This is a genomic window from Mycobacterium sp. 1081908.1 (assembly GCF_001673535.1).
Classification (GTDB): domain Bacteria; phylum Actinomycetota; class Actinomycetes; order Mycobacteriales; family Mycobacteriaceae; genus Mycobacterium.
Map to the genome: position 1 here is coordinate 1 of NZ_LZLY01000095.1, position 13,335 is coordinate 13,335.

The following is a 13,335-nucleotide window of genomic DNA, read 5'->3' on the forward strand; positions in this document are numbered from 1 at the left end:
GGGCGAGTACGGTGCGTTCGGATTCGATCCCGAGGATTTCGACCGCGTGATCAGGGAGGGCAGCGAGGGGCTGCGGGACGTGTTCGAGAAACTCGGCAGATTTGTCACCGCGCCGGTGCCGGGGACAAGTTGGTCCGCGTTGTTCGAGGACCTGTCCCGGCGGCCACGGCGCGGGCCGGAGACCGCCGGCGAGGCCGGCGACGGGGTGTGGGCGATCTACACCGTGGACGCCGACGGCGGCGCCCACGTCGAACAGGTTTACGCGAGCGAACTCGACGCGCTGCGCGCCAACAAGAACAACGTCGACCCCAAGCGCAAAGTGCGCTTCCTGCCCTACGGCATCGCGGTCAGCGTCCTCGACGACGATTCGGATACGGATTCGGAAGACTCCACGTAGCCCGGCTGCCCGGTCAGCCCTGCTGCACCACGTTGGAACCGCCGGCGTTGCTGATCTTCGGGTTGCCCGAGTGGTAGGTGATCTTGTTGTCGAAGCCGGAGGCGTCGATGCTGTCGACGGCGTCGACGGTGATGGCGTTCTGCACGCCGGACACCGTGAGGCTCTTGCAGTGACCGGTGATCACCACCGTGTTGGAAACCCCGCTCACGCTGACGATGTTGTCGTTGCAGGCGACGGTGCGGTTCTCGTTGATGCCTGAGATGCTGAGGCTGCCGCCCGGCGGCGCGGTGGGCGACGTCGACGGCGTCGTCGTGCGGGTCTTCGACGGGGTGGGTTTACGCGATGTGCTGGTGGGCGGGCCGAACGTCGCGGTGACGCTGGGCATGGTGGGCGTCGAGCTGATCATCGACCGGACACCCGAAAGCTGGTGCGCGGCAAAGGCCGCGATGCCGCCGGCCAGCGCCAGGAACCCGACCACGATCACCGTGCCCAGGATCCACCAGGTGCGGTTGCCTGAGGGGGAGCGCGGCGGTGGTCCGGACAACGGGCCGCCGTAGGTCCACGGGCTTTGCGGCGGCGGGGGCGGTGGATACGTCGGTGGTGTGTACGCATCCGGCGAATACGAAGGGGCTGAAGACGGGTAGCCGCCGGGCGGCGGCGCCTGTCCGGATTCGGACGCGCGCGCCGTGTCGGCGAGGGGGCGCTCGAGTTCGCGGATGCGCTCTTCAGGGTCGTCCTGCGAGTTCATGCAGAGATGCTCCCATTCGATCGGCCGCAATGGGTAGTTTCAGCACCGTGCCCGAGTTACCGAACCGTCAAATCCTGTTGCGTCGCCGCCCCACCGGGCTGGTCCAGCCCGACGACACCGAGCTGGTCACCACGCCGGCGCCCGAACCCGCGGAGGGCGAGGCGCTCCTGCGAACCACCTACGTGGGCCTCGACGCCGCCGTCCGGACCTGGCTGAACGACCAACCGGGCTACCTTCCGCCGGTGCAGCTGGGCGAGGTCATCCGGGCGGCCGGCATCGGCGAGGTGGTGGCGACCCGCTGCGACGCGTTCAAGGTCGGCGACGTCGTCACCACGCTGAGCGGCTTCCAGGAGTACGTGATCATCCGCGACGACGTGTTCAGCACGCCCGTCCCGGGGCGGGGGGCGGTGGATCATCTGGCGGTGATGTCGGTGTACGGCCCGACGGGGGCGACCGCCTACATCGGGATGATGGACATCGGCCGGCCGCAGCCCGGGGAGACGGTGGTGGTGTCGGCCGCCGCGGGCGCCACCGGGTCGGTGGCCGGGCAGATCGCCAAGATCGCCGGCGCCCGGGTGGTGGGCATCGCCGGCGGCCCCGAGAAGTGCCGGGCGGTGGTGGAGGACTTCGGGTTTGACGCGTGCATCGACTACAAGAACGAGGATGTCGCCGCGGCGCTCAAGCAGCATTGCCCGCGCCGGGTCAACGTCTACTTCGACAACGTCGGGGGGCCGATCCTCGACGCGGTGCTGGGCCGGCTGGCCACCAAGGCGCGCGTGGTGCTCTGCGGCGTCATCTCCAGCTACCTCAGCGGCCAGCACCCGGGGCCGGCCAACTACGTGAACCTGCTGTCCAAGACCGCGCTGATGCAGGGCTTCAACGCGCTCGACGACTGGGGCCGCTTCGACGAAGCGCATGCCGCGCTTCGCCAGTGGGAGCAGGAGGGCCGAATCAAGGCGCGCCAGACCGTTTTTGAGGGCGTCGAGTCGTGCGTCGACGCCCTCAACGGCCTATTCACCGGGGCCAACATCGGCAAGATGTTGGTCAAGCTGAGCGAGCCAACTTCCGGTTAGCCCTCGCCGAGGACGCGGTGCAGCGCCTTCTTGGCGTCGGTCAGGGCCTCCAGCACCTTGGTCCGGGTCTCGGCGAGCTGCTGCTGCTGCTCGTCGGTGCCGGTCCAGGTGATGGTGCGGGCCAGGCCGGCGAGTTCGAAGAGCTCCCTGCGGATCTTGAAGACGTCGCCGAACTTGGCCGCCCGCCCGAGGAAGGCGTGCGCCGTCTCGCTGCTCACGCCGCGCCAGGCCAGCAGGTTTCGGCCCAGTTCGGTCAGCGTCGCGACGCCGTCGTCGACCGTGACCACGCCCCGGCCGGCCAGCAGGCCGATGGCGAGCTCCGCCACGTCCTGCGGCGGCGTGAACGCGCCCTCGGTCGCGTCGGACACCCGCTGCACGATCTGCGCGGCGTCGGCCGGCCCGTCGAGCAGCAGCGCCGCGGTGACGAACGCCGCACGCTTGAGGAAGGGTCGCCGCCCGGGCCCGCCGTGGCCGAAACCACCCTTGAACCCGCCGTGGCCCCAACCCTTTTCGCCCCAGCCGCCAAAGCCCGGGCCGCCAAAGCCCGGGCCGCCGAAACCGGGACCACCGAAACCGGGACCACCGAAACCGGGACCGCCGAAACCACCGAAAAATCCACCAGACATCGCTGTCGTTCCTTTCCACATTGGACTATCAAGCTCCTTGATACCACCGTGATGGAGGATGTCAAGGAAATTGATGGTTGTGGTCTCCGAACGGCCGCCCGCGTGCCAGCATGAGGGGTATGACTCAATCCCACGAGGCGCCGCTGGGGTTTTTGCTGTACCGGGTTATGGCGGCGTTGCGGCCCCAGGTTGCCGCGGAGCTCAAGCCGCTGGGCCTGTCCCTGCCCGAGTTCGTGTGCATGCGGATCCTGTCCAACCACCCCGGCCTCACCAGTGCCGAGCTGGCCCGCGGCACCCACGTCTCGGCGCAGGCGGCCAACCAGGTGCTGCACGCGCTCGAGGAACGCGGCGCCCTGAGCCGTCCGGCGTCGACACCGTGGGGCCGGGCGATGCCGGCGCGGCTCACCCGCCGCGGCCAGGCCCTGCTGAAACGCGCGGAGGCAGCGGTCCACACGGCCGATCAACGGGTCTTGGGTCGGCTCACCGCCGACGAGCAGCGCCACCTCAAGCAACTGCTTTACGCGGCGGGAACCCGCGCGGCCGTGGATTCGTCCCCCTAGCAGCGGTTAGTCCGCCGAATTGGATGGCGACGCACCGGCTCGCGAGATGCGTGCCGCCCCCGCGGCGTGGTTTCATAACACCGTTTGCGAGAGTTGCCCAGGGGGATCGTGGGCCCGCTTGAGGCCCCGGCGGTAGAGATTGGTGGTAATGCAAATGGATCGTCGCAGCATGTTGCTGACCACGGGACTCGGCATGCTGGCGGCCGTGGCCTCGGCCCCCATCCCGGAGGCGCTGGCCAACCCGTCCCTCCCGGCACCGCCGAAGGCGCCGTCGGCCGGTGGCGGCGGCTACATCTTCTCCGACGATTTCGACGGCCCGGCGGGCTCGGCACCAGACCCGGGCAAGTGGACGGTGCAGACCTGGCAGGACGACGTGTTCCCGCCCGTCGCGGGGATCTACCGCGACGACCGCCGAAACATTTTCCAGGACGGAAACTCCAACCTCGTCTTGCGTGCCACCCAGGAAGGGGACACGTACTACGGCGCCAAGCTGCGCGGCAACTTCCGCAGCATGATCAACCAAACCTGGGAAGCGAAGATCAAGCTGAACTGTTTGGAACCCGGCCTGTGGTCCGCGTTCTGGGGCGTCAACGAGGACCCGCTGCCCGACGGTGAGGTTGACCTGTTCGAGTGGTACGGCAACGGCTCGTGGCCCCCGGGAACCACGGTCCACGCCGCGTCCAACGGGAAAACCTGGGAGGGGAAATCGATCCCCGGGTTGGTCGACGGCGGCTGGCACACGTGGCAAATGCATTGGGGCGAAAACGGATTCCAGTTTTCCCGCGACGGGTCGCAGTACTTCACCGTCCCGAACAAGCCCATCCACGTGCACGGCGGCGCCCCCGACGACTTCCGGTGGCCGTTCAACAATCCCGGCTACTGGATGACGCCCATGTTCACGCTGGCGGTCGGCGGCGTCGGCGCCGGCGATCCCGCCGCGGCGACGTACCCGGCGGACATGCTCGTCGACTACATCCGCATCTGGTGACTATCTCTCCGCTTTGATCACCTGAACCAGGTTGAACTGCCAGCGCTCGACCAGCCGGAAGCCCAGGTCGCGCGGGACCGCGAAGGCGGGAGTGGGCCCGTACACCGGGCCGGGGGGAATCGCCGGGCCCTGCTCGTGCCCGGGCATGGCGGGGTCGGCCTGCGTGATGATCCACACGACGCCGCACCGGCTCAACGGCCTGGCGACGACCTCCGGGATGAGGTTGGTGTCGAAGACGTCGCGGCGGTCCGTGGCCCGTTGCCACAGCGTGAGGTCGATCAGCTTCCGGTAGGCGTCGGGGCGCGCCGCCAGCAGCGGGCGCATCGGGGCGGGCATGAACGTCACTGTGTCGTTCACCAGCAGGCAATCGCCCGGCGCCGCCTTGGCGGTGATCAGATCGGCCACCTGGCTGTAGTCCATTCCGTACTTGGCATACGGGGTATGTTGCGCCCGAACGTAATTCGGCGCCGCGGCGACCGCAAAAAGGGTGACGAGGGCCGCCGCCGCCCACGGCCTGGCGGTCACCGCGGCGGTGCAGACTCCCAGGATCAGCGCCATCGCCGGCGCGGTGAAGGCCAGATAGCGCGGCGTGTAGATCGGGTGGGCCAGCGCCGAGAACAGCACGATCAGGGCCGTCGGTATCGCCAGCCACGCGACCGCGATGGTCAACAGTTGCCGATCCCCGGGCGCGAGACGCGCGGATCGGCTGAGCCACAAGACGATAGCCGCGGCCACCACCAGCGCCGAGAGAACCGCGAACGGCGGGCTCCGCTCGAAGTACTGCTGGATCACCACGTCTTCGACCGTGCGGTGCCCGATCGTCGGCACCCACTTGATCTGAGGCGACTGCCGGGCGACCGCCGCCAAGAACGGCGCCAGGGCACCCACCGCCAGCGCTGACGTAATGGCGAAGCGCAGCAGGACTTTTCGCGCCCGGACGAAGAGGGCGACGAAGACGAGGTGCGCCAGCACCAGCAGCGCCAGATACGCGTCGAGCACGATCGACACGGCCAGGGCGACGCCGTACGACAGCCACCACCACGCGCCGTTGCGGCGCGCCGCGGCAACGAGCAGCACGGTTATCCACACGGCGGCCATCATCGATAGGGCGTAGGGCCGCGCCTCGACGCCCGCCCACGTCGTGCGGGGCAGGACCCCGCACAGGACGCCGGCTGCCACCGCGACGGTGCGCGACGAGAACTGCCTGCCCAGGACCACCACGCCGGCCGCGGCGCCCCCGACCGCCAGACCGCTCGGCACGCGGGACCAGAACTCGGTGGGCGGAAAGATCTGGAACCAGCCGTGCATGACCAGGTAGTACAGGCCGTGCACCGCGTCGACGTTGCCCAGCATCTGCCACAGCTGGCCCAGCGATCGGCTGTAGGACGCCGAAATGGTCGCGGCCTCGTCGTACCAGAACGACGGACGAGCCGCGCCGGCCAAACTTATTGCGGCCGCGAGGACTCCGACCACCAGCGGGTCGAACGCTTGTCGTGACTCGCGGGTATCGGAGGCGCTCACCGCCCGCTATGTTGCCAGACGCGGCGCCGGGCTTTTAGCCGTTGTTCAGGTACAGGTACCACAGCCCGTCGGCACCCTCGCGGCACGCGTAGTGGGTGTAGCGCCCGTTGTCGTACTCGATCTCGACGTGCGGGCCGTCCACGAGGCAGGCGGCCTCGGTCGAGTACACGCCCTCGACCTGAACCTCGTCGGCGTTGGCCGCCCCCACCGCGGTGGTCAGCAACCCGCCCAGCGCCAGGAAGCCGGCAGCGATCAACGTCCTTCATGCGGATCTTCCCCTCGATATCGGTGACGCGACTATGGGCATCGACCGCAGCCCGCCATCCGGAAATGCGGTTGCTCATCAATCGCGAATTCGAACGTATGATCGATCAATGGGCGACCTCGCGTCGATCGGGTACAACGGGCAGCCGGTCCGCAACCCGTTCCGCGTGGTGCGCCCGCCGATCGCCGTGCTGGTCGACCTGACGGTGCTGTTCCCGCGCGAGCCCCATCGCTCGGGGCGTTATCAGTCCAACGGCCTGCAGCTGCACAAGGTCGTCGAGGGCCAGCTGAGCTGCTGGGGCATCTGCGAGCAGGGCGACTGGTGGGGGTTGGTGACCTACCCGATCGCGTATGGCTCCAAGCGGAAAACCGTGACGCACTGGATACCGGCCTGGACGCTGCGCCGGAAAGGCTGAGCAATGCGATGATTGCTGCCCGTGACAGGCAACATGGCTTCCGTTCTGACCAAGCTCATTCCGCTCGGGGTGGTCATCGCGGTCTCACCGATCACGGTCATCCCGGCGGTGCTGGTCCTGCACGCGCCGCGGCCGCGGCCGGCCAGCCTGGCGTTCCTCGGCGGCTGGCTGGTGGGCATGGCCGCCCTCACCGCGGCGTTCGTCGGGGCCTCCGACCTGTTGGGTGACCTGCATCAGACCCCGCCGACGTGGGCCTCGTGGTTGCGCGTGGTGCTGGGCCTGGCGCTCATCGCGTTCGGCATCTTCCGCTGGCTGACCCGGCATCGTCAGGGCAAGACACCCGTGTGGATGCGGTCGTTTTCCAAGCTGACCCCGCTGCGCGCCGGCGTGACCGGGGTGGTGCTGACGGTGGTGCGCCTCGAGGTGCTGATCCTCTGCGCGGTCGCCGGCCTGGCGATCGGCACGGGCGGGGTGGGCGCCGTGGCCGGCTGGGTAGCCGGTGCCGTCTTCGTCGCCGTGTCCTCGTCGACCGTCGCCGCGCCGATCCTGGCCTACGTCGGCGCCAGCGGCCGCCTCGACGACGCGCTGGAACGGCTCAAGGTGTGGATGGAAGAAAACCACGCCGCGATGCTCGCCGTCATCCTGGTGCTGATCGGTTTGTTGGTGCTTTACAACGGAATTCACGCGCTGTAGCGGCGGCGCACGCTAGATTGCTGCCCATGGCAGGAAGCTGGGTTACCGTCGCGACCGGGCTGATTCCGCTCGGACTGGTCATCTCGCTGTCGCCGCTCACGGTCATCCCCGCCGTCCTGGTCCTGCAGGCGCCGCGGGCCCGGCCGAGCAGCCTGGCCTTCCTCGCCGGTTGGGTGCTGGGGATCGCCGCGCTGACGGCGGTGTCCGTCGCCGCCTCCGGCCTGCTCGGCGGTCTGGACAAGTCCCCGCCGAGGTGGTCGTCGTGGCTGCGGGTCGTGCTCGGCGCGGCCCTGATCGCCTACGGCATCTATCAGTGGTTCACCCGGCAACGCCGCACCGAGTCGCCGGGCTGGATGCGCGCGTTCGACACCATCGCGCCGGCCCGCGCCGGGCTTACCGGGGCGGCGCTGGCAGTCGTGCGGCCGGACGTTTCGCTGATCTGCGTGCCGGCCGGTTTGGGCATCGGGACCGCCGGGCTGGGCGTCGGCGGGGACTGGCTGGCCGCCGCGTTCTTCGTCGCGGTCGCGGCGTCAAGCGTCGCGATCCCGATCCTCGCCTACGCGGCGGCCGGTCAGCGCCTCGACCCGACGCTGGCGCGGGTCAAGGACTGGATGGACAAGAACAACGCCGCCCTCCTGGCGGCGCTGTTGGTCGTGATCGGTGCGATGGTGCTGTCCCACGGGATTCGCGCGCTGTATCACCTGTAGCCCCCGTCGGACAGGCCGGCGTCCTCCTCGAACCTGTTCGTCTTGCCGAAGGCCAACTCGCGGACCAGTTCCCAGCCGTAGCCCCCGAGCATGCCCAGGTAGCCCCTCGCCGCCCATTGCCGGCAGTGCCGCTCCTCGTGGTGCAGCACCCGGTCCAAATCGGGGCCGTTCCAGGCAAGCCCGAACCGGACGATCCGGCGAAGCCGCTCCGCCGGATCGCTGAGACCGCCGACGTTGAGCATGAAGATGTCGCCCCACGTGGTGCCGCCCCGCCGGCTGTACTGCCGCTGCAGCCAATTGCCGCCCGCGCCCATGAGAATGCCGTTCGGGGTCGTCACCAGCCGCCCGCCGTTGCGGTGCACGAACCGGACGTCCCGCGAATAGCTCCACCGATTCGCGTTCTGGCGCTTGATGATTCGCGCGACCTCCGCGGCGCAGTACGGCGTCTCGGGAAAGTCGGTGCGCCGCTCGCCCGGTTTGCCGTAGTCGGTGCCCGCGTTCAGGACGTAGGTCATCAGCGTCGCCCCGCGCGCGTCGTCCCCGCTCATCCCCGGCGGCAGGAGGAAGAAGGACTTGCCGTGCGGGTCCGTGATCTCCTCGGCCCGCGCGAAGACCGCAAAGCTCTCCGGCGTGACGGCGTGCCGCCGGGCGATCTCGGCGACGTCGTCCGCGGGCACCCCGCGGCGGCGGGCGTTTTGCCGCCACGCCTCGGAGTAGCCGTTTGTGCGCACGCTTGCCAATTTAGGGTGGAGTCGATGAACAGGCGGCCCTGGCAGCGCCCGCGCGGCGTCCAGCAGATCACCCGCGGACTGGGCACGCTCGATCGAGAGCTGTTCGAGGCGATCGCCGAGACGCCGACCCCGCTGCTGGACACGCTCATGCCACCCCTGACCCGGGCGGCCGATCACTCCAAGCTGTGGCTGGGCATCGCGGTGGCGTTGCTCTCGTCGGGCAAACGGTCCGCGCAGCGCGGCGCGACCCGCGGTGTCGTCACGCTCGGGGTCACCAGCCTGGTCACCAACCAGGTCGCCAAGCGAATCCGCCCGCGCCCGCGGCCCGTCTACGACTCGGTGCCACTGGTCAGGCGGGTTCGCCGCCGTCCCGCGTCGAACTCGTTGCCGTCGGGACACTCGGCCAGCGCCGCCGCGTTCGCCGTCGGGGTGGGGCTGGAGAATCCCCCGCTGGGCTTCGTCCTGGCGCTGCTGGCCGGCCTGGTCGGGCTGTCGCGGGTGGCGACGGGCGCGCATTACCCCGGTGACGTCCTCGCCGGATTCGGCATCGGTGCCGGAGTTGCGGTGCTGGGTGGCCGGCTCGTCCCGCCGATCGTGGAAATGGCGCTGCCCCGGAGCGAACCGTTGATCGTCGACACGCCGGAGCGGCCCGACGGCGCCGGCGTCGTCCTCGTCATCAACCCGTCGTCCGGGAGCGGCACGGGCGCCCGCGTCGCCGACGAGTGCGGCGCCGCGCTGCCGAAGGCGGAGATCGTCGAATTGGGACCCGGCGAGGACCCCGAGCCGGCGCTGCGCCGCGCGGCCGAACGCGCGGAGGTGCTGGCGGTCGGCGGCGGCGACGGCACCGTGGCGACCGCCGCGTCGGTCGCCATCGACGCGGGTCTTCCCCTCGCGGTGTTTCCCGGGGGAACGTTCAACCATTTCGCCAAGGACATCGGCTGCGACACGGTGGCAAAGACGGTGGATGCGATCCGCCGCGGCAGCGTGGTCCGCGTTGACCTGGTGTGCCTCAACGAAACTCGGATGGTGCTCAACACCGCGAGCATCGGCGCCTACCCGAAGTTCGTGCAGCGGCGCGAAAAGTTGGAGAAGCGCGTCGGCAAGCCGGTGGCCAGCTTCTACGCGCTGCTGCGCACCCTGCGCAGCGACCGGCCCGTCACCATCCGCTACGACAACAAGACCCTGCGGACGTCGCTGTTGTTTCTCGGCAACTCGGTGTATCTGCCGAGCGGATTCGCGCCGAGCCGTCGCACCCGCATGGACGACGGGCTGATCGACGTGCGCATCCTGGAGGCCGGCCGCCCGTGGGCGCGGACCAGGATCCTGGCGGCGCTGGCGTTGGGACGCCTGCCGCGCAGCAAGCTCTACCACGAGCTGCGGGTGCCGGAGTTCAGCTTCTCGGCCGTCGATGGCCCGACGGTCGTCGCGCACGACGGCGAGGTCGGCGAGCGGTACGACGACGCGAGTTTCGCCGCTAGATACCGGATCCTGCCGGTGTTCCGGCCGCAAACCGTTTAACAGCGTCGGCACAGTGCCCGCTTAGCCTCGCCCCAGCGATCGGGTGTTTGCTCGGAGGGTTGCTGCGAGGACCGCTGAAACTTGGGATCGGTAGGCCGGGCAAGCGATAACAATTTTGCCATTCGGCGACCACCGGGCGGTCGCCGCGTCGGTCGGAGGTCGGGATGTCCTTTGTCATTGCTGTTCCCGAGTACGTGACGGCGGCGGCCTCGGATTTGGCGAATGTCGCTTCGACGATCACCGCGGCCAACGCCGCGGCGGCGGCCCCGACGTCGGCGGTGGCGGCCGCCGGCGCCGACGAGGTGTCGGCCGCGGTCGCGTCGATGTTCGGTGCCCACGCCCAGGCTTACCAGGCGATCAGCGCCGAGGCCGCCGCGTTTCACCAACGGTTCGTCGAGCTGCTGAACGCGGGCGCGGGCTCCTACGCCGCCGCCGAGGCCGCCAATGCCAATCCCCTGCAGGGGCTCATTAACGACATCAACGGGCCCTTCGAGGCGCTGCTGGGCCGTCCGCTCATCGGCGACGGCGCCGACGGCACGCCCGGCACCGGCGCCAACGGCCAGGCCGGCGGGCTGTTGTGGGGCAACGGCGGCGCCGGCGGATCCGGCGGGCCCGGCCAGAACGGCGGCAGCGGTGGCAGCGGCGGGTTCTTGTTCGGCAACGGCGGCCGCGGCGGAAACGGCGGGAACGCGATCGGCGCTGGAGTGGCCGGCTTCGGCGGCAACGGCGGCAGCGCCGTCGGACTTTTCGGTAACGGCGGCGGCGGCGGAACCGGCGGTGTCAGCGTCAACGGCGTCGGCGGCGACGGCGGCTTCGGCGGGAACGGCGGGTTCCTGATCGGCAACGGCGGCATCGGCGGGACCGGTGGCAACGGCTTCGTCGCCGGCTGGGGCGCCGCCGGCGGCAACGGCAGCAGCTTGATCTACGGCCTGGGCGGCGCCGGCGGCGCCGGCGGGTCCAGCCTCAACTTCACCAACGGGCTCGCGGGCGTCGGCGGTGACGGCGGCAGCGGCGGTGCCCTGTTCGACATCATCGGCACCGGGGCCGACGGCGGCGCAGGTGGGGCGGCCGTCGGCGCCGGCAACATCGGCGGCCAGGGTGGCCAGGGCGGTGCTGGCGCCGGCCTGCTCTTCGGCCTCGGCGGCCACGGCGGCGCCGGCGGGACCGCCCTGACGCCCGGCGGCACCGGCGGCCCTGGCGGGCTCGGCGGTGACAACGGCTACGTGTTCAGCGACGGTGCCGGCAGCATCTACGCCGGGGGTTCGCTGTTCGGCATCGGCGGCGCCGGCGGCGACGGCGGGGCCGCCCAGGCCGGCGGTCACGGCGGCACGGGTGGGCTCGGTGGGCTCGGCGGCCTGCTGTTCGGGCTGGGCGGTCACGGCGGCAACGGCTTCGGCGCGGCCGGCCTGGCGGTCGGCGGCAACGGCAGCCAGGGTGGCTACGGCGGCCTGCTCTTCGGCATCGGCGGCGCCGGCGGCAACGGCGGCGTGGGGGTCATCCCCGGCGTCGGCGGCCCCGGCGGCTTCGGCGGGTATTACCTGTTCGGCCCCATTGGTCCGAGCGGGTCGCCGGGGTGATTTGCCGCGGATCTACTTGAAGAGACCCTGGACAATTGCCGTGGCAATGGCGTTGGCCAATGAGTTGATAATCGGGTCGAGAATTGGTGCGAACAAAAAGAATAGGAAACGGCCTATTAAGTTCTGCAAGTCGACCAAGAGCCCATTGAACCACTGAACCACCGGGTTCGCGGCGGCCACGGCGGCGCCGGCGATCGAGCTTGCGGCCGCGGCCAGGGGCTGCATCACCGCGACGTTCGCGGCCTCGGCGCCGGCGTAAGCGCCCGCGCCGGCCTGCAAGTTCTGCGTGAACTGCTGATGAAACGCCTCCACCTGCCCGGCGAGCGCCTGGTATTCCTGGCCGTGCGCGGAGAGCAACTGTGACACGGCGGCCGATACCTGGTCGGCGGCGGCGGCCGGCACCGCGGCGGTCGAGGCGGCGGCCGCGCTGTTCGCGGCGCTCAGCGTCGAACCGATATTCGCCAAATCCGTTGCGGCCGTGCTAAGTAGCTCTGGCGCCGCGACCAGACCCGACATGCCCGTCCTCCTAGCGCCTCATTGAGCCATTTCGAGATGGCAAAAGTATCGCTCGAAAGCCGTGATTTTCACAAGTCGCCCTTTAGTCGTTAGGCGGCGGGCAAAGATTACGCAGACCGTTGCCCGGTGCCTTGCCATTCCTCGGGCGAGGCGGTGACTATCTCATCAAATCAGCGACGGATCGCTGCTGTCTCGGTGCCCGTCGCGCGGCAGATGCCGCCGTCTGGCCTCGTGTCCGAGCCAGATCGCCAACGACCAGAGCACGAAGATTGCCACGAACCCGGCTACCAGTACTAGATCCATGCTTCGCTCCTGTACGGAGGGGATACCCGCCGATGCGCCGGTCGTACCATTTGCTGGCCCCCCGTCAGTAAGTCCGTAAAATCGCGTCATGAGGCTTGTCGCCGCCGCCGCGCTCCCCGTGGCGTTGATGATCGCGCCGGTTCCGCTGGCGGCGCTGATTCCGGCGGCATCGGCGGCATGCCCCGACGCCGAAGTGGTTTTCGCGCGCGGCCGGGAAGAACCCCCCGGCGTCGGAGCAGTCGGCGACGCGCTCGTCAATTCGCTGCGCGGCAAGACGCGTATGTCGGTGGGCGTGTACGGCGTCAGCTATCCCGCCAACATCACCACCGGAAGTGGCGCCAACGATATGAGCGCCCACGTCCAATTCATGGCCAAAAGTTGCCCGAACACTCGGCTAGTGCTCGGCGGCTATTCGCTGGGCGCCGAGGTGGCCGACCTTGTCACCGGGGGCCGTTCAGGATTCGGATTCACCAACCCGCTGCCGCCAGGTGTGGATCAGCATGTCGCTGCGGTCGCATTGTTCGGCAACGGCACCCACGGAGTCGGGCCCGCCTTCGCCGGTAAGACGATCGACCAGTGCGCACCGGGCGACCCCATCTGCGGGCGAGGGTTGAATTGGCCGTCGCATCTGCAGCCGTCGTACATCGACTCCGGGCTGGTGGATCAGGCCGCCAGCTTCGCCGCCGGGAGGCTCTAG

The 13,335-nt window shown here is 69.7% G+C and carries 17 protein-coding genes; 10 read left to right on the forward strand and 7 right to left on the reverse strand.

Going from position 1 to position 13,335, the window contains the following annotated elements:
• Positions 1–397, forward strand: a 397-nt coding sequence (locus A5655_RS13690) for a hypothetical protein (RefSeq protein ID WP_067010881.1), incomplete at its 5' end; no start/stop codon positions are given.
• A gap of 13 nt (positions 398–410) precedes the next feature.
• On the opposite strand, the gene A5655_RS13695 is transcribed toward A5655_RS13690, so the two are convergent.
• A complete protein-coding gene (locus tag A5655_RS13695; protein ID WP_067010882.1) occupies positions 411–1,145 on the reverse strand; it encodes a DUF3060 domain-containing protein in 735 nt (244 codons plus the stop codon).
• Positions 1,146–1,192: 47 nt separating this feature from the next.
• Here A5655_RS13695 and A5655_RS13700 point away from each other — a divergent pair, with 47 nt between their 5' ends.
• Positions 1,193–2,218 carry an NADP-dependent oxidoreductase gene (locus A5655_RS13700; RefSeq protein WP_067010920.1) on the forward strand — a complete coding sequence of 342 codons (1,026 nt, stop codon included), beginning with the start codon at positions 1,193–1,195 and terminating at the stop codon, positions 2,216–2,218.
• Here the strand turns inward: A5655_RS13700 and A5655_RS13705 are convergent.
• A complete protein-coding gene (locus tag A5655_RS13705; RefSeq protein ID WP_067010883.1) occupies positions 2,215–2,844 on the reverse strand; it encodes a hypothetical protein in 630 nt (209 codons plus the stop codon). The genes A5655_RS13700 and A5655_RS13705 overlap by 4 nt on opposite strands.
• A gap of 119 nt (positions 2,845–2,963) precedes the next feature.
• Between A5655_RS13705 and A5655_RS13710 the strand changes: the two genes are divergently transcribed.
• Together A5655_RS13710 and A5655_RS13715 are read left to right on the forward strand one after the other, a co-directional pair.
• Entirely contained in the window at positions 2,964–3,404 is a 441-nt protein-coding gene (locus A5655_RS13710) for a MarR family winged helix-turn-helix transcriptional regulator (protein ID WP_067010884.1), read from the forward strand.
• A gap of 154 nt (positions 3,405–3,558) precedes the next feature.
• Entirely contained in the window at positions 3,559–4,392 is an 834-nt protein-coding gene (locus A5655_RS13715; protein WP_067010885.1) for a family 16 glycosylhydrolase, read from the forward strand.
• Here A5655_RS13715 and A5655_RS13720 read toward each other — a convergent pair whose 3' ends face one another.
• Positions 4,393–5,913 (reverse strand): glycosyltransferase family 39 protein, encoded by a 1,521-nt coding sequence (locus A5655_RS13720; RefSeq protein ID WP_067010887.1) that lies wholly within the window; start codon positions 5,911–5,913, stop codon positions 4,393–4,395.
• 34 nt (positions 5,914–5,947) lie between these two features.
• Complete coding sequence (locus A5655_RS13725; RefSeq protein WP_067010889.1) at positions 5,948–6,169, reverse strand: hypothetical protein; 222 nt, start codon at positions 6,167–6,169, stop codon at positions 5,948–5,950.
• Between the two features lie 118 nt (positions 6,170–6,287).
• Here A5655_RS13725 and A5655_RS13730 point away from each other — a divergent pair, with 118 nt between their 5' ends.
• From A5655_RS13730 to A5655_RS13740, 3 genes are read left to right on the forward strand one after another with little or no spacing between them, the layout of a single operon-like run.
• Positions 6,288–6,593, forward strand: a complete 306-nt coding sequence (locus tag A5655_RS13730; RefSeq protein WP_067010891.1) for a hypothetical protein — start codon at positions 6,288–6,290, stop codon at positions 6,591–6,593.
• A gap of 33 nt (positions 6,594–6,626) precedes the next feature.
• Positions 6,627–7,286: a GAP family protein gene (locus tag A5655_RS13735; protein WP_067010893.1), complete on the forward strand. Its 660-nt coding sequence runs from the start codon at positions 6,627–6,629 to the stop codon at positions 7,284–7,286.
• Between the two features lie 26 nt (positions 7,287–7,312).
• Positions 7,313–7,993 (forward strand): GAP family protein, encoded by a 681-nt coding sequence (locus A5655_RS13740; RefSeq protein WP_067010895.1) that lies wholly within the window; start codon positions 7,313–7,315, stop codon positions 7,991–7,993.
• Here A5655_RS13740 and A5655_RS13745 read toward each other — a convergent pair.
• Positions 7,984–8,724, reverse strand: coding sequence for a hypothetical protein (locus A5655_RS13745; RefSeq protein ID WP_067010897.1), 741 nt, complete (start codon positions 8,722–8,724; stop codon positions 7,984–7,986). The genes A5655_RS13740 and A5655_RS13745 overlap by 10 nt on opposite strands.
• A gap of 24 nt (positions 8,725–8,748) precedes the next feature.
• Between A5655_RS13745 and A5655_RS13750 the strand changes: the two genes are divergently transcribed.
• Together A5655_RS13750 and A5655_RS13755 are read left to right on the forward strand one after the other, a co-directional pair.
• Complete coding sequence (locus A5655_RS13750; RefSeq protein WP_067010922.1) at positions 8,749–10,242, forward strand: bifunctional phosphatase PAP2/diacylglycerol kinase family protein; 1,494 nt, start codon at positions 8,749–8,751, stop codon at positions 10,240–10,242.
• Positions 10,243–10,406: 164 nt separating this feature from the next.
• Positions 10,407–11,819, forward strand: a complete 1,413-nt coding sequence (locus tag A5655_RS13755; protein ID WP_067010899.1) for a PE family protein — start codon at positions 10,407–10,409, stop codon at positions 11,817–11,819.
• A gap of 12 nt (positions 11,820–11,831) precedes the next feature.
• Here A5655_RS13755 and A5655_RS13760 read toward each other — a convergent pair whose 3' ends face one another.
• Together A5655_RS13760 and A5655_RS27870 are read right to left on the reverse strand one after the other, a co-directional pair.
• A complete protein-coding gene (locus A5655_RS13760; RefSeq protein WP_082978649.1) occupies positions 11,832–12,335 on the reverse strand; it encodes a PE family protein in 504 nt (167 codons plus the stop codon).
• Between the two features lie 165 nt (positions 12,336–12,500).
• A complete protein-coding gene (locus A5655_RS27870; protein ID WP_156764853.1) occupies positions 12,501–12,638 on the reverse strand; it encodes a hypothetical protein in 138 nt (45 codons plus the stop codon).
• Between the two features lie 88 nt (positions 12,639–12,726).
• Between A5655_RS27870 and A5655_RS13765 the strand changes: the two genes are divergently transcribed.
• Positions 12,727–13,335, forward strand: coding sequence for a cutinase family protein (locus tag A5655_RS13765; RefSeq protein ID WP_067010901.1), 609 nt, complete (start codon positions 12,727–12,729; stop codon positions 13,333–13,335).